Here is a 24,359-nt window from a genome sequence, read left to right on the forward strand (position 1 = left end):
ACAAGACCTTCCGCTTATCTCATTTATTGCTAAGACTTAGCGAATTAAAACTGGAAGCGCGCCCAGGCGAAGTAAACGTTACCGTTATTGTAGGTGCCGGGAATATAGGTCATCTGGAAAGTTGCCGGACCGTAACCTATTGACGCCAATGGCAAGATCACCGGGATCGGGATGTAGTTCCAGTTATCGCGCGCCGTGACGCCGAGGGTATAGCCAAGGCCGAGGTGGAAATTCTGGTCCGTCAGCGGGCGCCAGGTTTTCTCCCAGCCGTAGCCGCCGATGGGCTCCCACTTATTAAAAGAGTCTTTAAACGCCATCAGGTACAGGCCATGCCAGTTCCCTTTCTCATCCCAGCGCGAGACGCCGAAACCTGCCCCCCACGGACGTTCGTTATACTTATCGGTTTTTTCCTTGTCATAGGCAAAGCGCGCATGCCAGGTGATGGCTGGAACGTACAAATCATAGTGCTCCGGCTCATTCCAGGTCTGCGCTACGTTATTACTTAAGGTATGGTAACCTTCGCTAAGGGTCGATGAAAACGACGCGCTGGCGTTTCCGGACACCAATAACCATCCTAAAAAACCAAGAGAAAACAATGAAAAACGACGTAACATCAACACTTTTCTATTACCACTTTGATTTAAAAGCCACCTAAAATAGCAAAGATAATCTCAATGCAGGTTGAACGAAATAAGGCAAACTCCTGATTTTCGCCCGCTGTCCATCAGAACGGCTTAACTATCCATCTGGTGATTATATCCAGGCGTGATGGGGGACGTGTAGTTCTTATCGCTTTATTGATTTGCATCAGCGAGTTTTGTCCGTTTTTTCGGCACATTCGCACATTAAAATTTGGTGTGGTGCTTTTTATCTACATATTCTTTGGGTTTAGGGGTAATAAATGCTGACGTTTATTGAGATCCTGATAGGGATCGTGGTCATTGTGGGCGTAGCCCGCTATATCATTAAAGGCTACTCGGCCACCGGGGTGCTGTTCGTCGGAGGCTTAATCTTACTGATCGTCAGCGCCCTGCTGGGACATAAAGTGTTACCGGGTAATACCGCGAGCACCGGCTATTCCGCTACCGATATTATTGAATACATTAAGATTCTACTCATGAGCCGCGGCGGCGATTTGGGTATGATGATCATGATGCTATGCGGCTTCGCCACCTATATGACCCATATTGGCGCTAATGATATGGTGGTCAAATTAGCGTCGAAGCCGTTGCGCTATATTAATTCGCCCTATCTGCTGATGATTGCCGCCTATTTTGTCGCCTGCCTGATGTCGCTGGCCGTCTCCTCCGCGACCGGCCTTGGCGTACTGCTGATGGCGACGCTGTTCCCGGTAATGGTGAATGTCGGTATCAGCCGCGGGGCCGCCGCCGCCATCTGCGCCTCACCGGCGGCGATTATCCTCTCGCCAACCTCGGGTGACGTCGTCCTGGCGGCCAAAGCCGCTGAAATGCCGCTGATCGACTTTGCTTTTAAAACCACGCTGCCGATCTCCATCGCGGCCATTATCTGCATGGCGATCGCCCACTTTTTCTGGCAGCGCTATCTGGATAAAAAAGAGCACATTTCTCACGAGATGCTCGATGTCAACGACATCACCACCACCGCCCCGGCGCTGTATGCCATTCTGCCGTTTACCCCGATCATCGGCGTGCTGATCTTTGACGGTAAATGGGGGCCGGAGCTGCACATTATCACCATCCTCGTTGGCTGCATGCTGCTGGCGGCGATCCTCGAGTTCCTGCGCGGTTTCAACACCAAAAACGTCTTTAGCGGGCTGGAAGTCGCCTACCGTGGAATGGCCGACGCCTTCGCCGGCGTAGTGATGCTGTTGGTTGCCGCCGGCGTCTTTGCCCAGGGGTTAAGCACTATCGGCTTTATCAACGGTCTGATCTCAATCGCCACCTCCTTCGGCTCGGCCAGCATTATTCTGATGCTGGTGCTGGTGATCCTGACCATGCTGGCGGCGATGACCACCGGTTCCGGTAATGCCCCGTTCTACGCCTTCGTTGAGATGATCCCCAAGCTGGCGCACTCCTCCGGCATCAATCCGGCCTACCTGTCGATTCCGATGCTGCAGGCTTCTAACCTCGGCCGCACGATATCGCCCGTCTCCGGGGTGGTGGTCGCCGTTGCCGGGATGGCGAAGATTTCCCCATTCGAAGTGGTCAAGCGCACCTCAGTGCCGGTGCTCGTTGGCCTGCTGGTGGTGATCGTTGCTACTGAAATCCTGGTGCCCGGCAGCGCGCTCCACTAATGGTCTAACCACGCGAAAAGGCGCCAGCGGGCGCCTTTTTTATGCTTTAATAACTCCCCGTTATCTTTTGCCATCCATAATCAGGAATAAAAATGTTCAGGAAGGATTTCGCCGCGATTGCCCTTGTGCTTACCGCCACTCAGGCCGGTGCTGAACCGCTCACCGCGACGCGATACGCTGATTTTGACCGCTACGTCCTTGCCCTCTCCTGGCAAACCGGATTCTGTCAGAGCATGTATGACCGCAATCGCAACGAACCGGAAGAGTGTCGCCTGCAGCAGGACACCGCGAATAAAGCCGACTTTCTGACCGTGCATGGCCTGTGGCCCGGGCTGCCAAAGTCCATTGCCGCGCGCGGAGTGGATGAACGTCGCTGGATGCGCTACGGCTGCGCCACGCGTCCGGTGCCTAACATGCCGGAGGTAAAAGCGAACCGCAAATGCCAGGCGGCGGAGACCGGACTGTCGCTGGAGATGGCCAATAAACTTAATAATGTGATGCCGGGATCGGGCGGCACCTCCTGTCTGGAACGCTACGAATATGCCAAACATGGCGTCTGCTTCGGCTTCGATCCCGACAGCTACTTTGGCGCCATGGTGCGACTAAACGGTGAAATTAAGCGCAGCCCGGTGGGGGATTTTCTCGCGAAGCACTATGGCCAAACGGTCAGCCGCGCCGACTTCGACGCCGCCGTGGCCCGCGCCTGGGGTCCGCAGAGCGTGAAGGCGTTTAAGCTAACCTGCAACGGTAATCCGGCCTATCTGACGGAGATGCAAATCTCGCTCAACGCCGCGACCATCAACGCCCCGCTGGCCACTTCCGCTTTTCTGCCCCAGCCTCACCCGGGTAACTGCGGCGCACAGTTTATCCTCGATAAGGTTGGCCACTAGCGCAAAGCGGGATGCTGATTGGAAAACACCGTCCGCCGGATGGTGTTGCACGCTGAATGTGCGTTTCATCACTTCAAACTGCCGGCAACTCTCAGTATGATGGTAGGACCTTAACCCTTGCCCCTTTCGGCGAGGGTTTTCTTTTACGGACAGGTTCCTGGATAACATGGAGTATGCAATGACCAGACCCGCAATCATCATTAATGAACTGGATGCCGAACGTATCGACAGGCTGCTGGAGCAGCCGGCTTTCGCCAACTCACCGGTTGCCGATGCCCTGAATGAGGAACTCGACCGCGCGCAAATGCTGGCCCCGGAAGCGATGCCGCATGATGTCGTCACCATGAATAGCAGGGTAAAATTCCGCGATTTAACCAGCGGCGAAGAGCGCGTGCGGACGCTGGTGTTTCCGTCACAGGTGACCGACAGCGCCAGCCAGCTCTCCGTCCTCGCGCCGGTGGGCGCCGCGCTGCTGGGCCTGAAAGTCGGCAGCACCATTCACTGGGAGCTGCCGGGCGGCGCATCGACGCACCTGGAAGTGCTGGAGCTATTGTACCAGCCGGAAGCCGCTGGCGAATTCCACCGCTAATCCCGCTGCCTGAGGCGTTTCGCGCTTTATTCAGAGGATGTCCGCACATCCTCTTTCTGCTGTTTTCCCGCCGCTTACCCTTTTTTACGCTTTGCGCCTGCCTGGCTGACAGTTTTGCGACCTGAATGACACAATATCCGCATATAATATGTTGATATAGACGCAAACGAACAAGGAGGATTGCATATGTATAAGACTATCATTATGCCGGTTGATGTCTTTGAGATGGCGCTGAGCGATAAAGCCGTCCGGCACGCGGAGTTTCTGGCCCAGCAGGACGGGGTGATCCATCTGCTCCACGTCTTACCGGGTTCCGCGAGCTTTACCATGAGCCGTTTTACCGCCGACCTGCGGCGGTTTGAGGAACATCTGCAGCATGAGGCGGAGACTCGCCTGCAGACGATGGTCAGCCACTTCAGCATTGACCCGTCTCGTATCAAGCTACATGTCCGTTTTGGCAGCGTGCGCGATATGGTCAACGAGCTGGCCAGCGAAATTAACGCCGACGTGGTAGTTATTGGCTCACGCAATCCCTCCATCAGTACCCACCTGCTCGGCTCCAATGCCTCAAGCGTGATCCGCCATGCCCATATCCCGGTAATGGTCGTCAGGTAAGAATGACGAAAAGAGTATAAAAAAAGAGGCTACCCCTGGGTAGCCTCTTTGTTATGCAGGTCTATTGTCTGACTTGTTATGCGGTTTTCGTGCGGATCAGGTAGTCGAAAGCGCTCAGCGACGCTTTTGCCCCTTCCCCTGCCGCGATAATAATCTGTTTGTACGGCACGGTGGTGCAATCGCCCGCGGCGAACACGCCTTTGACGTTGGTTTCGCACTTCGCATCGATGATGATCTCACCCATGCGGTTGCGCTCAACGGCGCCTTCCAGCCAGGTGGTGTTAGGCAGCAGGCCAATCTGGACGAAGATCCCCGCCAGCGCGATATGATGCTCATCGCCGCTCACCCGGTCACGATACTGCAGGCCGGTGACTTTGCTGCCATCGCCTTTCACTTCCGTGGTCTGCGCATTAAGAATGATGTCGACATTCTTCAGGCTGCGGACTTTATCCTGCAACACCTGGTCGGCTTTCATCTCTGGGGCAAACTCCAGCAGGGTCACATGCTCTACGACGCCCGCCAGGTCAATGGCGGCTTCCACGCCGGAGTTCCCGCCGCCGATTACCGCTACGCGTTTGCCCTTAAACAGCGGACCATCGCAGTGAGGGCAGTAGGTCACGCCCTTGGTGCGATACTGATCTTCGCCCGGCACGTTCATATTGCGCCATTTCGCCCCGGTGGCGATGATGACGCTACGCGCCTTGAGCACCGCGCCGGAGGCGGTTTCGATCTGATGCAGGCCGCCCTCTGTCGCCGCCGGCGTCAGTTTGGTCGCACTCTGGGAGTCGATCACGTCGACGTTATAGTCATTGACGTGCGCTTTCAGCGCGCCTGCCAGCTTCTGGCCTTCAGTTTTCGGCACCGAAATATAGTTTTCGATATCCACGGTATCCAGCACCTGACCGCCGAAGCGTTCGCCCATCAGGCCGGTACGAATCCCTTTACGTGCAGAGTAGACCGCCGCCGCCGCGCCGGACGGGCCGGAGCCAACGATCAGTACATCGTAAGCGTCACGCTGATTCAGCTCTTCCGCTGCGCGTTTTTCCGCACCAGTATCCACTTTGGCGACGATTTCAGTCAGCGTCATCCGTCCCTGACCAAACTCCTGACCGTTCATGAACACCGCTGGCACGCCCATGACGTTACGCTCGGTGATCTCATTCTGGAAGGTCCCGCCGTCAATCGCCGTGTGTTTGATGCGCGGGTTGAGCACCGCCATCAGGTTCAGGGCCTGGACCACGTCCGGGCAGTTATGACAGGAGAGCGAATAGTAGGTTTCGAATTCGAAATCGCCATCAAGATCGCGGATCTGCTCCAGCAGCGACTGGGCCTCTTTCGACGGATGACCGCCGGTCCACAGCAGCGCCAGCACCAGCGAGGTAAACTCGTGGCCCAGCGGGGAGCCTGCAAAACGCGGGCCCTGGTCGGAACCTGGGTTAGTAATCAGGAACGAGGGCTTACGTACCGCGAGCGTGTTGTCTTCTTTAAAGGTGACTTTGTCTGACAGTTCAGCGATTTCAGCCAACAGTTCCTTGATTTCTGCCGATTTAGCGCTGTCATCCAGCGTGGCAATCAGCTCAACAGGCTTGGTCAGCTTCTCAAGGTAGGCCTTGAGCTGGGTTTTCATGTTGGTGTCGAGCATTGTTATCTCCTGGGCTTAAAACATCATCATGCAAGCGGCCTCGTCAGGCTGCCTGAATGCGCTTGCATCATGGTGTTGGAATAAAATGGGCGCGAAAGCGCCCATTGATTGCCGGGTGGCACGCCGTTTACCCGGCCTACGATCTTGTAGGCCCGTGCAAGCGTAGCGCCGCCGGGCACAAACAGACTTAGATCTTACCAACCAGATCTAAAGAAGGAGCCAGCGTCGCTTCGCCTTCTTTCCATTTCGCAGGGCAGACTTCGCCTGGGTGAGAAGCAACGTACTGCGCCGCTTTGATTTTACGCAGCAGGTCAGACGCATCACGGCCGATACCTTCAGCGGTAACTTCGATCGCCTGGATGATACCCTGCGGGTCAACGACGAAGGTAGCGCGGTCAGCCAGACCTTCATCTTCACGCATGTTGTCGAAGTTACGGGTCAGGGCGCCAGTCGGGTCGCCGATCATCGCATATTTGATTTTGGCGATGGTTTCAGAGCTGCTGTGCCACGCTTTGTGGGTGAAGTGGGTATCGGTAGACACAGAGTAAACGTCTACGCCCAGCTTCTGCAGTTCTTCGTAATGGTCAGCCACGTCGCCCAGTTCGGTCGGGCAGACGAAGGTGAAGTCAGCCGGATAGAAGAAGAAGACGCTCCAGCGGCCTTCGGTGTCTTTCTCGGTGACTTCGATGAATTCACCATTTTTGAATGCCTGGTTTTTGAACGGTTTGATTTTGGTGTTAATTAAGGACATCTATACTTCCTCCGTGTTTTCGTTGAGGTCTAAGTTAACGAATTTTTCCTGACCCGACCAATGCGTTTACATTATCGAATCAATAAGCGTTATCTAACAACCGGAACAAGACAACTCTGTGAACCTGTCGACGCGTTCAGCGCTAATCGCTGTTTTTCGCATCATTTGCCGCGACAAAAGTAAAAAGGCCACCTTTTCAGGCGGCCCCGTTACCTGAAATACCCGAGGGTAGGTTCAGCGCCAGTCAGACTGGCTATGTGTTGCGCTCTACATTACCTTAATGTAACAGCATCCAGGATTACATCACCCACGCCAGCAAAGGGCAATCCGTCATTCTGCTGATCTTGCCTATGACTGTGATAGGTTCGACAATCGTTTTGCCCTTTCCTGCTGATTTTACAAGGAATACTTATGTTAAAGCGTCTGCTGTTACTCAGCCTTTTGCCGTTATGCAGCCATGCGGAGGAACTCCCCGCTCCGGTAAAAGCGATTGAAAAACAGGGCATTACCATTATAAAACCCTTTGAGGCGCCGGGGGGAATGAAAGGCTGGCTGGGCAAATACCAGGACATGGGGGTCGCCATCTACCTAACGCCGGATGGTAAACACGCGATCTCCGGCTATATGTATGATGAGAACGGCAGCAACCTCAGCGAGCAGCTGTTTCAGAAAGAACTCTATACCCCGGCGGGACAAGAGATGTGGAAGAAAATGGCCAGCGCCCACTGGCTGCAGGATGGTCGCAAGGACGCCCCTATCGTGCTGTATGTCTTTGCCGATCCCTTCTGTCCCTACTGCAAGCAGTTCTGGCAGCAATCCCGCCCCTGGGTAGAGGCCGGTAAAGTGCAGATCCGCACTCTGCTGGTGGGGGTGATCAAGCCGGAGAGCCCGGCCACCGCCGCGGCGATTCTCGCCAGCAACGATCCGGCGAAAACCTGGCATGATTACGAGCAATCGAATGGGAAAATGGCTCTGACGATCCCGAAAGTTATTCCGCCGGAGAAAATGAAAATGCTCAACGTCAACCAGCAGCTGATGGACGATCTGGGAGCCAACGTGACGCCGGCGATTTATTATATGAATAAAGATAATATGCTGCAGCAGGTGGTCGGCCTACCGGATAAAGAGAAACTGCATATTATGATGGGTGAAAAAGAGTAATTCCATCCCGCAATGGCGCCTGGCGGAAGCGACCGCTGGCGCCACCGTCGACGATAAGATATATTAAGCAGAACTTAACTGTATTTGCCAATAATTAAATTCACACCGCAAATATTAAGCCACAAAACATTATCATTAAGAATATTATAATCCGCACCGGTAATAAACAGGACTGCATTAATGGCAAATCTTTACGATCTGAAAAAGTTCGATTTGAATTTATTGGTTATTTTCGAATGTATCTATCAACATTTGAGTATCAGCAAAGCGGCGGCGATGTTATTTATCACCCCCTCAGCGGTGAGTCAGTCGTTGCAGCGTCTGCGCCAGCAGTTAAACGATCCGCTATTTGTTCGTGTTGGCAAAGGAATGACGCCCACCACCGCCTGCGTCAATCTTCATTATCATCTACAGCAAAATCTGGAGCAGCTGGAAAAAACCATCAATCTTAATAATCGCTCAGAACTGCGTAAACGTATTGTGATATATGGCCCCCCGCTGTTCTGTTCAGTCAATAGCCACGTTATGATTAACCAGCTCTGTCATCAGGCGAACTTGCAAATTGAGCACCATAACCTGACCACCACCGAATCGGCTGAGGAGCTGCTGGCGTATCGCCAGGCGGACCTGGTGTTCACCCGCATGCCCATTACCAACCGCGCCACGATCTGTCAGCCCTATCAGACGGTGCAGACGCTGGCGGTTTGCCGGGCGGGCCATCCGCGACGCGAAACGCTTACCTCGGTAGAGTCACTGGCACAGGAGTTTTTCACTCACTATATTACCAACGATCCCGTTATTCAGCGCGTGCAGCAAAGCAGCATCGCCTGGCTGAATCCGCGCAATATTGCCTTTCGCAGCGACTCTTTTATGACCATTCTTAACATGATTAATAAAACCGACTTAATTGGCTTTTTGCCTTCCTATTTATATGACTTTATCTCACCCACTATGCAGCTTCACGCCATCAACATAGATAATCTTTTTCCGGATATCACGATCTACATTAATTACCACCATGCATCTTCGCAAAATCATTTTTTAACTGAATTAATCACCATATTAATGAATGATCGAGAGGCATCACGGCCCAAATTTAATCACAGCGAATAACGCCCTTCTGTTCCCCCGCTGCCAGAAACAATAATCGACCATTAATTTCCTACCCCTCATCGTTTATACTGAGCTAACGGGAATTTTCTACTATTAAAGGATTAATGGTCATGTCGTTTATTAAATATCCCTTACCGGAATCGGTGCTGCAAGCAACTGAGCAGCGGATCCAGTGGGTCATGGATAATTTTTCGCGCATCTGTGTCTCTTTTTCCGGGGGAAAAGACTCCACCGTTATGCTGCATTTAACCGCCCAGGCGGCGCGGTTACAGGGGAAAAAAATCTGCGTGTTGTTTATTGACTGGGAAGCGCAGTTCTCCTGCACCATCGCCCACTGTGAAAAACTGCGTGCGCTGTATGCGGATGTCATCGAAACCTTTTACTGGGTCGCCCTGCCGCTCACCACCCAAAATGCCCTGACGCAGTATAAGCCGCAATGGCAATGCTGGGAGCCCGGAACCGAGTGGGTACGCCAGCCGCCGCCCTGGGCCATTACCCACCCGGGCTATTTTTCATTTTATCAACCCGGAATGAGCTTTGAAGCCTTCGTCAGCCACTTCGCCGAGTGGTTTTCGCAGCGTCGTCCCGCCGCCGTGCTGGTGGGCATTCGCGCCGACGAATCGCTAAATCGCTTTATGACGATTTCTTCACAGCGTAAACAGCGCTTCGCCGACGATAAACCATGGACCACTTCAGCGCCGGGCGGCCATGCCTGGTACATCTACCCGCTCTATGACTGGAAAACCGCCGATATCTGGACCTGGTTTGCCAAAAGCGGCGAGCCCTATAACCCGTTGTACGATCTGATGTATCAGGCCGGGGTGCCGCTGCGCTATATGCGCATTTGCGAACCGTTTGGTCCCGAGCAGCGCCAGGGGCTGTGGCTGTATCACGTGCTGGAACCTGAGCGCTGGGCCGCGATGTGCCAGCGAGTGAGCGGCGCGCACAGCGGCGGGGTCTATGCCGGGCATGATAACCAGTTCTACGGTCATCGGAAAATCGACAAGCCCGACCACCTGACGTGGAAAAGCTACGCCCTATTCCTGCTCGACAGCATGCCGGAAACCACCGCCGAGCACTACCGCAATAAAATCGCCGTCTACCTGCGCTGGTACCAGAAAAAAGGTATGGAGGATATTCCGGATACCCAACCTGCGGACATTGGCACCAAAGATATCCCATCCTGGCGGCGAGTCTGCAAAGTACTGCTCAATAACGATTACTGGTGCCGTCAGCTTTCGTTTAGCCCAACCAAAAGCAGCCACTATCAGCGCTACCGTAAACGCATGGAAAAACATCGCCAACAATGGGGGATATTATGCAACAACAACTGACGCAGGCGCTGGAAGCTTACCTGCAAAAGCTGGATGACGAGGCGCGCATTGAGGCTATCAACGCGTTTCGCCAGGTGCTCCACCACTACAGCCCCTTCCGCTCGCAGCCCGTCGACTGCGTGCTGTGGGTCAAACAGGAGCTGGTCGCCCCCAACGATTACAACCCGAATAACGTGGCGCCGCCGGAGAAGCGTCTGCTGCAAACGTCGCTGGAGGCCGACGGCTTTACCCAGCCGGTCGTCGTCATCCAGCAACGCCCACAGGCGTATACGATTGTCGATGGTTTTCACCGCCATGAGCTGGCCTGCAGCAAAGCCGCGCTGAAAAAAACGCTGAAAGGCTATTTGCCGGTGACCTGCCTGACGAGTGAAGCTGCCTCGCGTGACGGGCTGATGGCAGCGACCATACGCCATAACCGGGCGCGCGGTCGCCACCAAATCCACGCCATGTCAGAGATCGTCCGCGAGCTGACCCAGCTCGGCTGGACGCCGCAGAAAATCGGCAAAGAGCTGGGGATGGATGCCGATGAAGTGCTGCGTCTGAAGCAAATTAGCGGCCTGACAGAGATGTTCGCCGGCCGCCAGTTCTCCCAGGCGTGGACGATTAAGTAACTACAGCTGGCACAAACGCGCCGCCGCAGCCAGCAGAGTCGCCGGCTGTTTGGCGAAGCACAAGCGGATCAGCTTGTGCGGGAACGGATCGGCGCAGAAGACGGAGAGCGGGATCGCCGCCACGCCGATCTCAGTGGTCAACCAGCGGCAGAAGCTGACATCGTCAAGATCGGAGATGGCGCTGTAGTCCGCCAGCAGGAAATAGGTCCCTTCACAGGGCAGGATTTCCAGCCGGCTTGGGCGCAGCGCTTCAATAAACAGATCGCGACGTTCCCGATAAAACGCCGGCAGCTCACGATAATGCTCCGGCGCTTCGCGCAGCATGTCGGCGATCGCCAGCTGCGCCGGGGTATTCACCGAGAAGGTCAGATACTGGTGCACCTTGCGCAGTTCGGCGCTGATGGCCGCCGGGGCCACGCAGTAGCCGACCTTCCAGCCGGTCATATGAAAGGTTTTGCCAAACGAAGAGACCGCCACCGCCCGCTCGCGCAGCTGTGGATGCGCCAGTACGCTGGCGTGGCCGCCCTCAGCAAAGCAGATATGCTCATAGACTTCATCGCTCAGGACATAGATCTCGCGTTCGGCGATCGCCTGCCACAGGGCGGCAAAATCCTCGCGCTGCCAGACGGTGGCCGAAGGGTTGTGCGGGGTGTTGAGGATCACCAGCCGGGTTTTCTCGCTCAGGGCGGCGGCAAATTGCCGCCAGTCGACGCGAAAATGCGGCGGCTGCAGCGCAATACGACGTAACTCGCCGCCGGCCAGCGCCACCGCGGGGGCGTAGCTGTCATAGCTGGGATCGAAACAGATCACCTCGTCGCCGCGGCGCACCAGGGCGGTGATCGCCGCATACAGGGCCTCCGTCGCGCCGGCGGTGACCGTGATCTCGCTGTTAACGTCGGGCTGGTAACCATACAGCTCCGCCGTCTTCCCGGCGATCGCCTCGCGCAGCGCCGGCACGCCGGTCATCGGGGCGTACTGATTCGCCCCCTGCGCCACGTGGTACGCCAGACGCTCCTGCAGATAGCGCGGGCCGTCAAAATCGGGAAAGCCCTGGGACAGGTTTATGGCCTGATGCTGCTGGGCCAGGGCGCTCATCTGGGTAAAAATCGTGGTGCCGAGCGCAGGAAGTTTACTCTCTGGAATCAAGGGGTTATTGTTCATTCTTTTTATACCGATTGTAATGCTGTTGTTGAAGCCACTATAACACGATGTTAATATTTAGCAATCAAGACGCTTAGACGTCTAAATGCTATTGTTATTCCACGCTACGCCCACTCTGGAGAAACCATGATCCGCGCCATCGTGACCGACATAGAAGGCACCACCAGCGATATCCGCTTCGTGCATAACGTGCTGTTCCCCTACGCCCGCGAACGACTGGCCGGCTTTGTGACCGCTCAGCAGCACGCTGAACCGGTTAAAACCATTCTCGACAACCTACGCCGCGAAACAGACGCCCCCGCCGCCAGCACCGCCGACCTTATCACTACCCTCTTCGCCTTTATGGATGAAGACCGTAAATCCACGGCGCTGAAGGCGCTGCAGGGGATCATCTGGCGCGACGGCTATCTCAACGGCGACTTTACCGGCCATCTCTACCCGGACGTACTGCCGGCGCTGGAGCAATGGAAAGCGCAGGGTATTGATCTGTATGTATATTCCTCAGGCTCGGTGGCTGCGCAGAAATTGTTATTTGGCTACAGCGATGAAGGTGATATTACTCATCTGTTCACGGGCTATTTCGATACCCTGGTAGGCGCCAAACGTGAGGTGCAGTCCTACCGTAACATTGCTGAACACCTGGGCCATGCCCCTGGCACCATCCTGTTCCTGTCGGATATCCATCAGGAACTTGATGCCGCCGAGGCCGCGGGTTTGCGCACTGTGCAGCTGGTTCGCGGCGACCGCGACCCGGCAAGCCATCACCCTCAGGTTCAGCGTTTTGACGATATTCATCCGGAGCAGATCCCAGCATGAGCGCATTAACTCTTTTTTCCGTGACCGATCCGCAAACGCCGGTCTGGCACAGCACCGACGCCAAAGCGATTCAGGATCAACTTAACGCCAAAGGCGTCCGCTTCGAGCGCTGGCAGGCCGACCGCGACCTCGGCGCAAATCCCAGCCCGGAAACGGTGATTGCCGCCTATCAGCATGCGATTGATAAACTGGTCGCCGAAAAGGGCTACCAGAGCTGGGACGTCATCAGCCTGCGCGCCGATAACCCGCAAAAAGAGGCGCTGCGGGAAAAGTTCCTGAACGAGCACACCCATGGCGAAGACGAGGTCCGGTTTTTTGTCGAGGGCGCTGGCCTGTTTTGCCTGCACATTGGCGACGAGGTGTTCCAGGTGCTGTGCGAAAAGAACGATCTGATTTCGGTTCCCGCCCACACTCCGCACTGGTTTGATATGGGATCAGAACCGAACTTCACCGCCATTCGCATTTTTGATAACCCGGAAGGCTGGATCGCTCAGTTTACCGGCGACGATATCGCCAGCGCCTACCCGCGGCTGGCGTAACGTCAAACTGTCGTCAGTCTAAAACCGCCAGGCGCGCACTTTGCCGGAGGCGGTGCATACCGCGCCTCCTCCGGACTACCCGCCCCGCCGCCGGCGAGCGCCAACGCCTAAACCTCAATAAACCTCGGCGGATCAAAGGCGGTGATCGGCGGCAGTTCATCACGCCACGGGGCGATCTCCACCCAACAGCTCTGGGCGCTACAGCCTTGCCCCAGGCGCGAACTGCCGCGATCCTCGGTTAACACGTTGGGATTACCGTGCTTATCGAGCGACCGTTCTTCCTTCGGATCCAGCGGGTCATACCAGGCGCCGGTGGACATCTGTACCACGCCGGGCAAAATCTGCTCGCTCAGGTGCACCCCCGCCAGAATCGCCCCGCGGTCGTTATAGACTTTCACCACGCTGCCTTCGCGGATATCCCTTCCCTGCGCATCGCTCGGATGCATCCACAGCGGCTCGCGTCCCTGAACTTTCGTCGCCCGGCTGACGCTGCCGTGGTCGTACTGACTGTGCAGGCGGGCGCGCGGCTGGCTGGAGAGCAGATGAAGCGGCCAGCGCGCCGCCTCCTGCCGCTGGCGGGCGGCCTCCTGTTCATCCCACCACGGATGGCCAGGGCATTCGCGATAGCCAAACCCGGCGACGGTGGCGGAAAAGAGTTCAATTTTGCCGGAGGGGGTGGAGAGCGGATAGCGCTGCGGATCGGCGCGAAAATCGGCGAGAAAAATTTGCGGCCGCTCCGGCGCGCAGTATTCCAGCACCCCTTGCTGCCAGAAGTCATCGAACGAGGGCAGCGCAATACCCTCCTCCTGCGCCCGCGGTCTTGACTCCTCATAGAGATGACGTAGCCACTGCCCGGCGTCCCGCCCTTCGCTGAACGCTTCCCCGAAGCCCAGCCGCCCGGCGAGATCGCAGAAAATGGCGTAATCGTCACGCGCTTCGCCCACCGGCGGGATCTGCGCGCTCATGGCGATCATAAACCCGTCGTGACCGCCGCTGCCGATATCCTCTCGCTCCAGCGAGGTGGTGGCCGGCAGAACGATATCGGAGAATTTGGCTTGCGCGGTCCAGTACTGCTCATGCACCACCACCGTCTCCGGGCGGCGCCAGGCCTCGCACAGTCGGTTGATGTCCTGATGATGATGAAACGCATTGCCTCCCGCCCAGTAGACAAAACGGATATCGGGATAGCGCCGCTGCTGACCGTCGAACTCATAGGTTTCTCCCGGGTGCAGCAGCATATCGGACAGCCGCGCCACCGGGATAACGCTGTCCACCGCATTCTCTCCGGCGGGTAAGCGCGGGCCGGAAAACGCTTTTCGCACCGCGCCCGCCAGGTTGGTGCAGGCGTAGCCAAACCCGAGGCCGCCGCCCGGGGTGCCGAGCTGTCCCAGCAGCGCAGTCAGGGCCACCGTCGCCCAGTAGGCCTGCTCCCCTTGACGGGCGCGCTGGATAGACCAGGAGATATTCACCATCGTCCGGTGGCGGGCCATCTCCCGCGCCAGATCGGCGATGCGCTGGGCGTCCAGGCCGGTAATCGCCGCCGCCCACGCTGGGGTTTTCGCCACGCCATCGTGCTCGCCCAACAGATAAGCGCGATAGGGGGCAAACCCGACGGTATGGCTGGCAACAAACGCCTGGTCGTAGAGAGACTCAGCGATCAGCACATAGCTCAGGGCCAGCAGCAGTGCGGTATCGGTGCCCGGCCTAATGGCCAGCCACTCGGCGTCGGGCACCGCGCTGAGGTCATTGCGCACCGGACTGATATTGATAAACCGCGTGCCGTTGGCCTGCATCTTATCCAGCCAGTACTGGAGCATATGGTCATTGGCGCCGCCGCCGTTGACCTGGGCATTGCGCAGCGGCAGACCACCAATGGCGACAAACAGCTGACACTCCCGGGCCAGCTCGGAAAAATGGGTATGCTGTCGGTGCAGCGGGCTCAGCGGCCCGAGAATATGCGGCAGAATACGCTCGCCCGCGGCGCTGCTATAGGTATTGGTGCTGGCGGTGTACCCGCCAAAGCCCTTGAGAAACCGGTGCAGCTGGCTCTGCGCATGGTGAAAGCGTCCAGCGCTGGCCCAGCCGTAGGAGCCGCCGTAGATCGCCTCATTGCCGCAGCGCGCCTTGACCGAGCGCAGCTCGCGCGCCAGCAGGTCCAGGGCCACCTCCCAGCTGACTTCGACAAAGGGCTCTTTACCTCGCCCTTCTCGTGACGCCGGCCCGTGCTGGAGATAGCCGGCGCGCACCGCCGGACGGCGAATGCGCGTTTGGCTGGTCACCGCGTCGGGAAGCGACTGGCCGATGCGTGAGGGATTTTTATCCCAGGGCACCGGCTTAACCGCCACGATCTCGCCCTCACTGCTCTCCACCTGCCAGGTTCCCCAGTGCATCACCGTATAATTATGCTGTTTCTTCATAGCGCCCGCGTTCTTCTCAGCTTAAGGTTCATTACAATAAAGCGGGGAAATAGGGTAATAATCCTTACCCGGCCAGACATTGCTCTGCTAAAAAAAGCTTTAGCCCGCGCAATCTTCTTTTTTTCTCTGTAGACGCCGTATTTCCCATGCACTCACAATATTAAGAAAATTGTCTTTATCCGCTAAATAAACACGGAATAAGTCAAAAATAAAACCACAAAATAAAAAGGTCTATCCGCCATCATGAAATATTTTCAGGTTCCTCATGACAAAATAAACTTTTTCTCTGACGTTTCTGCGATATAACATTCCTGGCATAACTTAGACTTATTTTGTATTTGAGGTGGCGAGGTGCTTCTTGTCATGCTACCGGTCCGCAACCACCTTCATCACAGGATCATAATAACAATGTCGCAGAAAAGAAAATTATTGCCTGCCGCGCTGGGACTGCTTTCCCTTGCCTCGCTGAGCGTCGCTGCCGCAGACGCCCTCTCCTTACAGGGAAAAACCATTGGCGTTGCCGTGGTCGGCACTCAGCATTTCTGGGATCGCGAGGCCTTTAAAGGCGCGACAGAGGAGGTGGAGAAACTGGGGGGCAAAGTCATTGGCGTCGATGGCGGCCGCGATAATCAGGTGCATGCCAATAACCACGATATTTTACTGTCACGCAAGGTGGACGCGGTAATTAGTATTCTCGGCGATAGCGCCGTCGAACCAAAATTTAAAGCATTGCGTGATGCCGGTATCCCGGTATTTACCGTAGATCATGTTTCTCAATATTCGGTCAACAATACCACCTCCGATAACTACACCTTAGGCTCAACCATCGGCCGCTACATGGCGGATGAATTAGGCGGCAAAGGCAACGTCGCCGTATTTAACGCGTTCTCCAGTGCGCTGCGTATTTGCGGAATTCGCTACGATCAGTGGAAATATGTCCTTAAGGATTATCCGGATATTCATATTATCCAGCCCGAGCTCGCGGAACAGTTCGCCAACTCGCCGGAAGACGCGCGCAAGAAAACCCTCGAATTACTCAGCCAGTATCCGAAAGGCAAACTGGACGCCATCCATGTCGCCTGCTGGGATCAACCGGCCATCGGCATCGTCCAGGCGCTGGAAGAGACCGGTCGCGATAAAGACGTGAAAGTGACGGCCATCGACGCCGGTCCGGAGACCCTGGAGATCATGGCGGAGCCCGGCAGCCCGTTCGTGGCTAACGTCGCGCAGCAGCCGCATCTGATCGGCCAGACCTCGGCTGACAATGTGGCCCGCTACTTTGCCGGCCAGAAACTACCGGTGCAAACCTTTATTCCGGTGGTTCCGGTGAAAGGTCCGCAGGAAGCGAAAGCGGTGTATAAACAGTTGGGATACGGCGAGCTGCAGTGATTAATCAACATCCAGGCGGGGAACGCCCCGCCGCTGGTCTGGTCATGGAGCAGATCGGTAAACGTTTTGCCAGCGTCACCGCGCTTAATGCGGTTACCCTGCGCCTCAATCCGGGGGAGATTCATGGCCTGATTGGCGAGAACGGCGCCGGTAAATCGACGCTGATCAAGATCCTCGCCGGTGTCTATCAGGCCGACAGCGGCAGCGCCACCCTCGACGGTCACCCGCTGCCCCTCGGCAATCCGGCAGCCATCGAAGCCGCCGGCATCCGCGTTATCCACCAGGAGTTGAACCTGATCCCGCACTTTACCGTCGCGGAATCGGTGTTTCTGGGCCAGGAGTATCGCACCCGCTGGGGGGCGCTGGATCGCCGACGGATGAAGGCCGCCACGGCGCAATTTTTCCAGCAAAACTGGCAGCTGGCGATCGACCCCGAACGGCTGGTGCGCGACCTGAGCCTGGCCGAGCGCAAGCTGGTGCAGATTGCCCGCGCGCTGATCGACGGCGCGGCGCGGCTGGTGGTGTTCGACGAGCCCACCGCCCCCCTGGAGGCGCAGGAGGCCAGTCTGGTCTCCTCCGCTATCCTGCGCCTGCGCGACCAGGGCATTGCCATTCTGTATATTTCCCACTACCTCAATGAGATAGCCACCCTCTGCGACCGCGGCACCGTACTGCGCAACGGGGAAGTGGTCGGTTACCCGGACCGCGACCTGCTGCAGAATACCGAGGCGCTGATCGCCATGATGGTCGGCCGGGAAATCGACCAGCTGTATACTCCGCGCCAGCGCCCGGCGGCAGACAATGGGGCGATCCCGCTGCTCTCGGTGCGCCAGCTGAGCGACGGGCGGCAGCTGCAGGAGCTTTCTTTTGATATTCAGCCGGGCGAAATCGTCGGCGTCGCCGGCCTGCTGGGCGCCGGACGCGATGTGCTGGTCGACTTACTCTACGGCTTACGCCCGGCGGAACGCGGCACCATCCACCTCGAGGGCCGGCCGCGGCGCATTCGTACGCCAAAGCAGGCGATCCGCGCCGGCATGGCGCTGGTGCCGCGCGACCGCCGCCATCAGGGGCTGATCCTGCCCTTCACTACCGCCGACAATATTAATCTCGCCTCGCTGCCGGAGACCGCCACCTTTGGCTGGGAGCGGCGGGGTATCGCCGAGCAGAAAGCGCGCGACTGGATAGAACAGCTGGCGATCCGCCCGGGACGCCCGGGGCTGCCGGTACGCTACATGAGCGGCGGTAATCAGCAAAAAGCGATCCTCGCCCGCTGGCTGGGGACCGATGCCCGGCTGTTTATTCTCGATGAACCCACCCTGGGGGTCGATATCGGCGCCCGCCGGGATATTTATCAACGTACGCGCCAGCTGGCCGATCAAGGACGGGCGGTGCTGGTCTCCTCCAGCGACGCCCCCGAACTGCTCGGACTATGCGACCGGATCCTGGTCCTCTGGCGCGGCGCGCTGGCGGCCAATCTGCCCACCCGCGGGCTAACGCTGGACGCCCTGCTGGTGGCGATCAACGGCGGACAGGAGCCTTCACCATGAGTACTGCTATCCAGCGTCGCGGCCGTCCGGGCCTAGCGACGCTGATTGAAAAATTTCCCCTGATCCTGTTTCTGGCGCTGCTGGTATGGCTGAGCGTACAGTCGCCCTACTTTCTCAGCTGGCAAAATATCAGCCTGATGCTGGTCCAGAGCGTTCCGCTGGCAATCCTTTGTTTCGGCCTGGTCTGCGTTATCGCCGTGGGCGGAGATGACGTGGTCTCCGGCGGCATCGACCTCTCCCTGCCGGCGACGGCGGTGCTCGGCGTCGCGCTGCTCAGCCTCGGGCTGGCCGAATGGCACACGCCGTATCTCCTGCTGCTGGCGCTGCTGGCGGCGGTTTGCCTGCTGTGCGGGGCGATCAACGGCTTGCTGGTGCTGGCGGCCGGCCTGCCGCCGCTGCTGGCCACCCTCTCGACCTCGGTGGCGTTTACCGGCCTGACAGATCTGTTGACCGGCCAGCGACGCATCGCGGTCAGCGATCCGCTGATGGTCGCCTTTCGCGACAACAGCGTGCTGGACCTGCCCTGGCCGCTGGTCTACCTGCTGGGGGTGTTTATCCTGTTCCAGTTCCTGCTCCACCACTCCCGCTTCGGCCAGCATGTGCAGGCGGTGGGCGGCAATCGCGATATGGCGCAGATGAGCGGCCTGAACGTGCGCCGCTTGACCCTGCTGGTCTGGCTGTTAGCGGGCATTGCCGCCGGGCTGGCTATTCTGCCGCTGCTCAGCCAGGGCTCCGGCAGCTCCAGCGGGACGGCCACGCCGCTGCTGCTGGAGACCGTGCTGGCGACCTTTATCGGCGCCGCCTTCTCGCGCCGTCGGGTGGTCACCATCTGGGGCGCGCTGCTGGGGGCAATCCTGGTCAACGCCCTCTCTAACGGGCTCGGCCTGCTGGGGGTCAATATCTTCTGGATGGGCGCCATTAAAGGCGGCCTGATCCTGGTGGTGCTGGCGGCCTCGGCGGTCAGACACAAAGGAGGCGAGGCATGAGTCAAATCACCCTGAAAACCTCTGCGTCGGCGGAACAGACGGCCAGCAGCCCGCTGGCCTGGCTGTCGCGGGCCGGATTTGGCGTCATCATCCTGCTGGCCATCGCCCTGTTTGGCTGGGCGAATCCGGTATTTTTAACCGTGGATAACTGGGCCAACCTGCTGCAGGGCAGCGCGATCCTGCTGATTGTGGCGATGGCGATGACCCTGATCGTCAGCGCCGGGGCGATTGATCTGTCGGTGGGCGTCGCGCTCGATTTCGGCGCCGCCTTCGCCCTCGTCGCCCTGAAAACCTGGCATCTGCCGTGGCAGGCCGCGGTGGGCTGCGCCCTGCTTGGCGGGGTGCTGATTGGCCTGCTCAATGCCTTTCTGATCCTCATCTGCCGGATCCGTCCTTTCCTCGCCACGCTCGGCACCTGGTTTATCGCCAGCAGCGCCGAGCGCATCTATACCGACGGCGGCGGCGCGATAGCCTATCGGCGGATGGCTCCGGAGTATCACGACCTGGCGGTGGGCAACCTTGGCGGGATCCCCACGCCGGTAGCGATCGTGCTGGCGCTGTGGCTGGCGGCCTGGCTGGTTACCGAGCGCACCCTGTGGGGCAAATATGTCCGCGCCATCGGTCAGAACAGCGAAGCGGCGCGTATCGCCGGGATCCGCGATCGCCTGACCATGCTCGGCGTGCTGGTGGCCGCCTCGGCGCTCTGCGCCGTCGGCGGGGTGATCCTCTCCGCCAACCTGCGGCAGTTTACCCCGCTGGCCGGGCAGTCTTACCTGATGGACGCCATTGCGGCAGTATTTATCGGCACTGCCTTTACCCGTCTGGGCCGGGTCAGCATCCTCGGCACCCTCGGCGGCGTGCTGTTCCTTGCCATTATTGATAACGGCCTGAACCTGATGGGGCTCAATTATCTGGTGAAGGACGCGCTGGTCGGCGTGATTCTGGTGGTGGCCCTCGCCCTATCCTTCTGGCAGGCGCGCCTGCGCCAAACGCATCGCTAAACGGGAGAACGATGGCAACCTTTGACGCCGTATTTGTCGGCCTGACTATTCTGGATATCGCCGGGCGCCCGGTGGTGGCGATCCCGCCGCGCGGCGGCGTCGCCTTTATTGAGCAAATTCGTCTCAACCCCGCCGGCACCGCCGCCGGGGCTAATATCAACGCCGCGAAGCTCGGGATCCGCACCGCAGCGGTGGCCTGCCTGGGCGAAGATGAAAAGGCCGACTTTATCCTCGCCAGCTATGCCCGGCTGGGCATCGACTGCTCGCTTATCCAGCGCACCGCGCTGAAGGAGACCTCGGCGACGATCCTGCCGATTCGCCCCAACGGCGAACGTCCGGCCCTGCACTGCCGGGGCGCGTCTGACGCCCTGTTTGTCAGTGAAGCGGAATTTGACGCCGTCCTTGACTGTCGTTTCCTGCATCACGGCGGGACCGGGCTGCTGGCGGCAATGGACCAGGGACAGAGCGCGCGGCTGTTGCAGGCGGCCAAAGCGCGCGGAGTCACCACCAGCTTTGACCTTATCGCCCCGAATGAAGAGACCCTCGAACTACTGCGGCCCCTGTTGCCGTCGGTGGATTATTTCATGCCTTCGCTGGAGGAAGCCGCCTTTCTCTCCGGAGAGACGCAGCCGGAGGCCATCGGCCGCTTCTTCCTGGCGCTCGGCGTGGGCACCTGCATTCTGAAAGACGGCGAGAACGGCTCCTGGCTTATCGGCCGCGATGGCGGGCCGCAGCATATTGCGCCGTGGCCGGTCGAGGCGGTGGATACCACCGGCTGCGGCGACAGCTACTGCGGCGGGTTTATTGCCGCACTGGCGCGCGGACTCAGCGTGAAAGCAGCGTGTGACGTCGCCTCGGCGGTGGCCGCGCTGGTGGCGACCGGGATGGGATCGGATGCCGGGGTAGTGGACTGGGAACAGACCCAGGCTTTTATGGCGGCCCATCGCCCCTGACGATGGACCCGCGCCGCTGCAGAACGCGGCGTCGCAAGCGGCTTAACGCCACTGGTACAGCAGCGGCTCCCCGGCGACATAGCGCTGAAGATCGGCGGCAATCATCGCCGTGTGTTTGGCGATACTCTCCCGGGTGGCTCCGGCGATATGCGGCGTGATAATCACGTTATCGAACTCGATGACAAAAGGATGATCGCGCCACAGCGGTTCGCGGTGATAGACATCCAGCGCCGCGCCGCCCAGCGGGCCGTGGCGCAGGGCATCAATCAGCGCTGCCTCGTCGACCACCGCCGCGCGAGAGGTATTGATCAGCAGCGCGCCGGGCTTCATGCTGTTTAACAGCGCGGCATTCACCAGCCCGTCGCTGTGCGGCCCGCTGCTCAGGTGCAGACTGACGATATCCGCCTCGCGGAACAGCGCCTCCAGGGTCGTTTTCTGTAGCCCTGGCTCATTGATATCCTCTGCGGCGACGAACGGATCCACCACCAACACCGCCATGCCGAACGCCCGGGCGATACGCGCCACCCGGCGGCCAATGTTGCCATACCCCACCAGCCCCAGCGTTTTATTGCGCAGTTCAGTGCCTTTAAACACTTCATAGGGACTTTCCGGGCTCACGTCCCAGACCACATCCCGCCGCAGACCCTGCTGGGTGGCGGCGGCGGCATTGTCAGCCTGCGTGAATTCCCCCCGCTTCAGCGCCGCATGGGATTGCGGAATATGGCGCGCCAGGCTGAGCATCAGGCCAAGCGTCAGCTCCGCGGCGGCATCGGCATTGCGCCCCGGGGTGTAGAGCACCCGGATGCCGCGCGCCTGGGCGGCCTGGGTATCAATATTCACCGGATTCGCGCGGGTGCAGGCGATTACCTGCAGGCGTGGACAGGCGGCCATCACCGCGTCCGTCACCTCATCATAGCTGGTCACCAGCACCTCGGCGTCGTGGGCCAGCTCAATCAGCTGACCGGCGCTGAGTTTCGGTTTGCCCAGCGCCCACCCCTCCACCAGCAGCTCGCCCAGCTGGTGGAAGGCGCTAAGGTCGCCAGCATGCTCGGCGGTAAAAACGATTTTCATGGTTGTAGGTCCTGAGAAAGAGGTTGAAGGGCGGCCTGTCTGGCCTGCCATACCGGCAGCATCTGCTCGCGCAGCAGGCGGTAAACGGGATACAGCGCCGCGTAGCGGGCATGCGCCTGAGGGCGCGGCTGATAGCGGGTCTGCGCCAGCGGAGGCGTCTCGGCCAGCGACACGACGCTACGGGCCGCCAGGATCGCCGCGCCGCGCGCGCTCAGTTCGTTAAAGGCGCTGGAGACCACCGTGCGTCCGGTACAGTCGGCGATAATCTGCAGCCAGGTCGCCGAGGCTGCGCCGCCGCCGGTCAGATACAGCTCGCCGCCCTGCGGATAACCCTGCAGCGCATCGACAATGGCGAAGGCCAGTCCTTCAAACACCGCGCGCTGCAGTTCGGCGCGGGTGGTGTGCGGGCTAATGCCGAAAAAGCCGGCCCGCGCGTCCGGGCTGTAAAACGGCGCACGTTCGCCATTGAGGTACGGCTGCCAGAAGACGCCGCCGCTGCCTGGCTCCACCGCCGCGATCGCCTGCTCCAGGCGCCCCAGATCGGCGTCCAGCGAAATATGCTGCTGCAGCCAGTCAATGTTTGGCGTACCGGCCTGCATCGGAAACAGGGAGATCACCTGTCCGGCTTCGGTATGGGTGACAAAGCGCGTCGCCTCGTTCACCGTCTGCGGGCCGCGGCAGACGATCCCGGTGCAGCAGGTGGTGCCGAGGATCGTGTAGATATCCCCTTCGTTGACCGCGCCGCAGCCCAGCGCGGCGCTACAGACATCCAGCGCCCCGGCGGCCACCGGCGTCGCGGCGGGCAGCCCGGTCAGCGCCGCCACCGCGTCGCTCAGCGTGCCGGCCGGGGCATCCGGGGCCAGCAGCGGGGGAAACAGCGGCAGCAGTTCGTTCAGCCCCATCTCGTTCATCACCACCGAGGACCAGCTGCCGGTCTGCTGATTGAGTAACGAGCTGCTGGCGTCCGTCAGCTCCAGCGCCGCCACGCCGGTCAGGCGAAAGCGGATCCAGTCCTTGGCGAAAAACAGATAGCGCGCGGCCGCCAGCCGCGCCGGCTGATACTGTTTCAGCCAGTACAGCTGCAGGCTGGTATTGCAGGGCTGCAGGTGGGTGCCGGTATCGGCGAAATAGCGGCGGTCGAAGCCGGGTCGGCGCAGCAGGTCGCTCATCAGCTCGTGGCTGCGGGTATCGCTCCACAGGATCCCCGGGCCCACCGGTTCGCCCTGCTCATCGCTGAGCCAGACCCCCTCCCCTTGCCCGGCGAGGCCGATAGCCCGCAGCCGCCCCGCCTGCAGCGCCGGGTGGCGGGCAATCTGGCGCAGAATAGCCAGCACCGAATGCCACAGCTGGGTCATATCCTGTTCCGCGTAGCCATTGGCCGACAGGCGGGGTGAGGTGTTTTCCGCGGCGCTGGCGCAGGCGGTGAAATGCTGATCAAACAGCACCGCTTTCACCCGCGAGGTGCCAATATCGATACCAAGATAAAAATCCATACCTG

22 protein-coding genes are annotated in these 24,359 nt (G+C 58.9%); 15 read left to right on the forward strand and 7 right to left on the reverse strand.

What is annotated here, in order from left to right:
- Positions 1 to 44 precede the first annotated feature (44 nt).
- A complete protein-coding gene (gene pagP / locus IB144_RS18935) occupies positions 45 to 563 on the reverse strand; it encodes a lipid IV(A) palmitoyltransferase PagP (protein ID WP_004183399.1) in 519 nt (172 codons plus the stop codon).
- A 338-nt stretch (positions 564 to 901) separates the two neighbouring features.
- Between pagP and dcuC the strand changes: the two genes are divergently transcribed.
- The 4 genes from dcuC (at position 902) to uspG (ending at position 4,369) form a co-directional block, all read left to right on the forward strand.
- A complete protein-coding gene (dcuC, locus tag IB144_RS18940) occupies positions 902 to 2,275 on the forward strand; it encodes an anaerobic C4-dicarboxylate transporter DcuC (RefSeq protein ID WP_004142371.1) in 1,374 nt (457 codons plus the stop codon).
- Positions 2,276 to 2,367: 92 nt separating this feature from the next.
- Positions 2,368 to 3,165, forward strand: a complete 798-nt coding sequence (gene rna, locus IB144_RS18945) for a ribonuclease I (protein ID WP_004176884.1) — start codon at positions 2,368 to 2,370, stop codon at positions 3,163 to 3,165.
- A 178-nt stretch (positions 3,166 to 3,343) separates the two neighbouring features.
- Positions 3,344 to 3,754, forward strand: coding sequence for a nucleoside diphosphate kinase regulator (gene rnk, locus IB144_RS18950; protein WP_002894404.1), 411 nt, complete (start codon positions 3,344 to 3,346; stop codon positions 3,752 to 3,754).
- 186 nt (positions 3,755 to 3,940) lie between these two features.
- Complete coding sequence (gene uspG, locus IB144_RS18955; protein WP_002894401.1) at positions 3,941 to 4,369, forward strand: universal stress protein UspG; 429 nt, start codon at positions 3,941 to 3,943, stop codon at positions 4,367 to 4,369.
- 76 nt (positions 4,370 to 4,445) lie between these two features.
- Here the strand turns inward: uspG and ahpF are convergent, their stop codons facing one another.
- Positions 4,446 to 6,011: an alkyl hydroperoxide reductase subunit F gene (ahpF, locus tag IB144_RS18960; RefSeq protein ID WP_021463014.1), complete on the reverse strand. Its 1,566-nt coding sequence runs from the start codon at positions 6,009 to 6,011 to the stop codon at positions 4,446 to 4,448.
- Positions 6,012 to 6,198: 187 nt separating this feature from the next.
- A complete protein-coding gene (ahpC, locus tag IB144_RS18965) occupies positions 6,199 to 6,762 on the reverse strand; it encodes an alkyl hydroperoxide reductase subunit C (protein WP_002894394.1) in 564 nt (187 codons plus the stop codon).
- Positions 6,763 to 7,173: 411 nt separating this feature from the next.
- Here ahpC and dsbG point away from each other — a divergent pair, with 411 nt between their 5' ends.
- The 4 genes from dsbG to IB144_RS18985 all read left to right on the forward strand — a co-directional run bounded on the left by dsbG (position 7,174) and on the right by IB144_RS18985 (position 10,981).
- Positions 7,174 to 7,923, forward strand: coding sequence for a thiol:disulfide interchange protein DsbG (gene dsbG / locus IB144_RS18970; protein WP_009485194.1), 750 nt, complete (start codon positions 7,174 to 7,176; stop codon positions 7,921 to 7,923).
- A gap of 180 nt (positions 7,924 to 8,103) precedes the next feature.
- Positions 8,104 to 9,036 (forward strand): LysR family transcriptional regulator, encoded by a 933-nt coding sequence (locus IB144_RS18975; protein ID WP_002894372.1) that lies wholly within the window; start codon positions 8,104 to 8,106, stop codon positions 9,034 to 9,036.
- Between the two features lie 110 nt (positions 9,037 to 9,146).
- Complete coding sequence (locus IB144_RS18980) at positions 9,147 to 10,370, forward strand: DUF3440 domain-containing protein (protein ID WP_002894369.1); 1,224 nt, start codon at positions 9,147 to 9,149, stop codon at positions 10,368 to 10,370.
- Complete coding sequence (locus IB144_RS18985; protein WP_004151651.1) at positions 10,355 to 10,981, forward strand: ParB/RepB/Spo0J family partition protein; 627 nt, start codon at positions 10,355 to 10,357, stop codon at positions 10,979 to 10,981. The genes IB144_RS18980 and IB144_RS18985 overlap by 16 nt, the downstream gene beginning before the upstream one ends.
- On the opposite strand, the gene IB144_RS18990 is transcribed toward IB144_RS18985, so the two are convergent.
- Positions 10,982 to 12,127, reverse strand: coding sequence for a pyridoxal phosphate-dependent aminotransferase (locus IB144_RS18990; protein ID WP_020802207.1), 1,146 nt, complete (start codon positions 12,125 to 12,127; stop codon positions 10,982 to 10,984). It abuts the gene before it with no gap.
- 141 nt (positions 12,128 to 12,268) lie between these two features.
- Between IB144_RS18990 and mtnC the strand changes: the two genes are divergently transcribed.
- Together mtnC and IB144_RS19000 are read left to right on the forward strand one after the other, a co-directional pair.
- Complete coding sequence (gene mtnC, locus IB144_RS18995) at positions 12,269 to 12,958, forward strand: acireductone synthase (RefSeq protein WP_004179015.1); 690 nt, start codon at positions 12,269 to 12,271, stop codon at positions 12,956 to 12,958.
- Positions 12,955 to 13,497 (forward strand): 1,2-dihydroxy-3-keto-5-methylthiopentene dioxygenase, encoded by a 543-nt coding sequence (locus IB144_RS19000; RefSeq protein ID WP_002894357.1) that lies wholly within the window; start codon positions 12,955 to 12,957, stop codon positions 13,495 to 13,497. The genes mtnC and IB144_RS19000 overlap by 4 nt, the downstream gene beginning before the upstream one ends.
- 107 nt (positions 13,498 to 13,604) lie before the next feature.
- Here the strand turns inward: IB144_RS19000 and IB144_RS19005 are convergent, their stop codons facing one another.
- Positions 13,605 to 15,914: a molybdopterin-dependent oxidoreductase gene (locus IB144_RS19005; RefSeq protein WP_064114699.1), complete on the reverse strand. Its 2,310-nt coding sequence runs from the start codon at positions 15,912 to 15,914 to the stop codon at positions 13,605 to 13,607.
- 408 nt (positions 15,915 to 16,322) lie between these two features.
- Between IB144_RS19005 and IB144_RS19010 the strand changes: the two genes are divergently transcribed.
- From IB144_RS19010 to IB144_RS19030, 5 genes are read left to right on the forward strand one after another with little or no spacing between them, the layout of a single operon-like run.
- Positions 16,323 to 17,303, forward strand: a complete 981-nt coding sequence (locus IB144_RS19010) for a sugar ABC transporter substrate-binding protein (RefSeq protein ID WP_002894353.1) — start codon at positions 16,323 to 16,325, stop codon at positions 17,301 to 17,303.
- A gap of 44 nt (positions 17,304 to 17,347) precedes the next feature.
- Entirely contained in the window at positions 17,348 to 18,850 is a 1,503-nt protein-coding gene (locus IB144_RS19015; protein WP_009485203.1) for a sugar ABC transporter ATP-binding protein, read from the forward strand.
- The gene (locus IB144_RS19020) at positions 18,847 to 19,836 is read left to right on the forward strand and encodes an ABC transporter permease (RefSeq protein ID WP_012068441.1); all 990 of its coding nucleotides are present in this window, start codon (positions 18,847 to 18,849) and stop codon (positions 19,834 to 19,836) included. The genes IB144_RS19015 and IB144_RS19020 overlap by 4 nt, the downstream gene beginning before the upstream one ends.
- Entirely contained in the window at positions 19,833 to 20,837 is a 1,005-nt protein-coding gene (locus IB144_RS19025; protein WP_004223619.1) for an ABC transporter permease, read from the forward strand. The genes IB144_RS19020 and IB144_RS19025 overlap by 4 nt, the downstream gene beginning before the upstream one ends.
- Before the next feature lie 11 nt (positions 20,838 to 20,848).
- Positions 20,849 to 21,790: a sugar kinase gene (locus IB144_RS19030; protein ID WP_004147553.1), complete on the forward strand. Its 942-nt coding sequence runs from the start codon at positions 20,849 to 20,851 to the stop codon at positions 21,788 to 21,790.
- A 42-nt stretch (positions 21,791 to 21,832) separates the two neighbouring features.
- On the opposite strand, the gene IB144_RS19035 is transcribed toward IB144_RS19030, so the two are convergent.
- Both IB144_RS19035 and IB144_RS19040 read right to left on the reverse strand, forming a co-directional pair.
- Positions 21,833 to 22,861 (reverse strand): 2-hydroxyacid dehydrogenase, encoded by a 1,029-nt coding sequence (locus IB144_RS19035; protein ID WP_004191366.1) that lies wholly within the window; start codon positions 22,859 to 22,861, stop codon positions 21,833 to 21,835.
- Positions 22,858 to 24,354: an FGGY-family carbohydrate kinase gene (locus IB144_RS19040; protein WP_065888894.1), complete on the reverse strand. Its 1,497-nt coding sequence runs from the start codon at positions 24,352 to 24,354 to the stop codon at positions 22,858 to 22,860. The genes IB144_RS19035 and IB144_RS19040 overlap by 4 nt, the downstream gene beginning before the upstream one ends.
- Positions 24,355 to 24,359 lie beyond the last annotated feature (5 nt).

This window comes from Klebsiella sp. K4 (genome assembly GCF_014596785.2).
GTDB classification, from domain to species: domain Bacteria; phylum Pseudomonadota; class Gammaproteobacteria; order Enterobacterales; family Enterobacteriaceae; genus Klebsiella; species Klebsiella pneumoniae.

Bases quoted from the DNA above. Each gene is read 5' to 3' on its own strand.
- dcuC (WP_004142371.1), top strand. From the start codon at position 902: ATGCTGACGTTTATTGAGATCCTGATAGGGATCGTGGTCATTGTGGGC.
- rna (WP_004176884.1), top strand. From the start codon at position 2,368: ATGTTCAGGAAGGATTTCGCCGCGATTGCCCTTGTGCTTACCGCCACT.
- rnk (WP_002894404.1), top strand. From the start codon at position 3,344: ATGACCAGACCCGCAATCATCATTAATGAACTGGATGCCGAACGTATC.
- uspG (WP_002894401.1), top strand. From the start codon at position 3,941: ATGTATAAGACTATCATTATGCCGGTTGATGTCTTTGAGATGGCGCTG.
- ahpF (WP_021463014.1), bottom strand. From the start codon at position 6,011: ATGCTCGACACCAACATGAAAACCCAGCTCAAGGCCTACCTTGAGAAG.
- ahpC (WP_002894394.1), bottom strand. From the start codon at position 6,762: ATGTCCTTAATTAACACCAAAATCAAACCGTTCAAAAACCAGGCATTC.
- dsbG (WP_009485194.1), top strand. From the start codon at position 7,174: ATGTTAAAGCGTCTGCTGTTACTCAGCCTTTTGCCGTTATGCAGCCAT.
- IB144_RS18975 (WP_002894372.1), top strand. From the start codon at position 8,104: ATGGCAAATCTTTACGATCTGAAAAAGTTCGATTTGAATTTATTGGTT.
- IB144_RS18980 (WP_002894369.1), top strand. From the start codon at position 9,147: ATGTCGTTTATTAAATATCCCTTACCGGAATCGGTGCTGCAAGCAACT.
- IB144_RS18985 (WP_004151651.1), top strand. From the start codon at position 10,355: ATGCAACAACAACTGACGCAGGCGCTGGAAGCTTACCTGCAAAAGCTG.
- mtnC (WP_004179015.1), top strand. From the start codon at position 12,269: ATGATCCGCGCCATCGTGACCGACATAGAAGGCACCACCAGCGATATC.
- IB144_RS19000 (WP_002894357.1), top strand. From the start codon at position 12,955: ATGAGCGCATTAACTCTTTTTTCCGTGACCGATCCGCAAACGCCGGTC.
- IB144_RS19005 (WP_064114699.1), bottom strand. From the start codon at position 15,914: ATGAAGAAACAGCATAATTATACGGTGATGCACTGGGGAACCTGGCAG.
- IB144_RS19010 (WP_002894353.1), top strand. From the start codon at position 16,323: ATGTCGCAGAAAAGAAAATTATTGCCTGCCGCGCTGGGACTGCTTTCC.
- IB144_RS19015 (WP_009485203.1), top strand. From the start codon at position 17,348: ATGGAGCAGATCGGTAAACGTTTTGCCAGCGTCACCGCGCTTAATGCG.
- IB144_RS19020 (WP_012068441.1), top strand. From the start codon at position 18,847: ATGAGTACTGCTATCCAGCGTCGCGGCCGTCCGGGCCTAGCGACGCTG.
- IB144_RS19025 (WP_004223619.1), top strand. From the start codon at position 19,833: ATGAGTCAAATCACCCTGAAAACCTCTGCGTCGGCGGAACAGACGGCC.
- IB144_RS19030 (WP_004147553.1), top strand. From the start codon at position 20,849: ATGGCAACCTTTGACGCCGTATTTGTCGGCCTGACTATTCTGGATATC.
- IB144_RS19035 (WP_004191366.1), bottom strand. From the start codon at position 22,861: ATGAAAATCGTTTTTACCGCCGAGCATGCTGGCGACCTTAGCGCCTTC.
- IB144_RS19040 (WP_065888894.1), bottom strand. From the start codon at position 24,354: ATGGATTTTTATCTTGGTATCGATATTGGCACCTCGCGGGTGAAAGCG.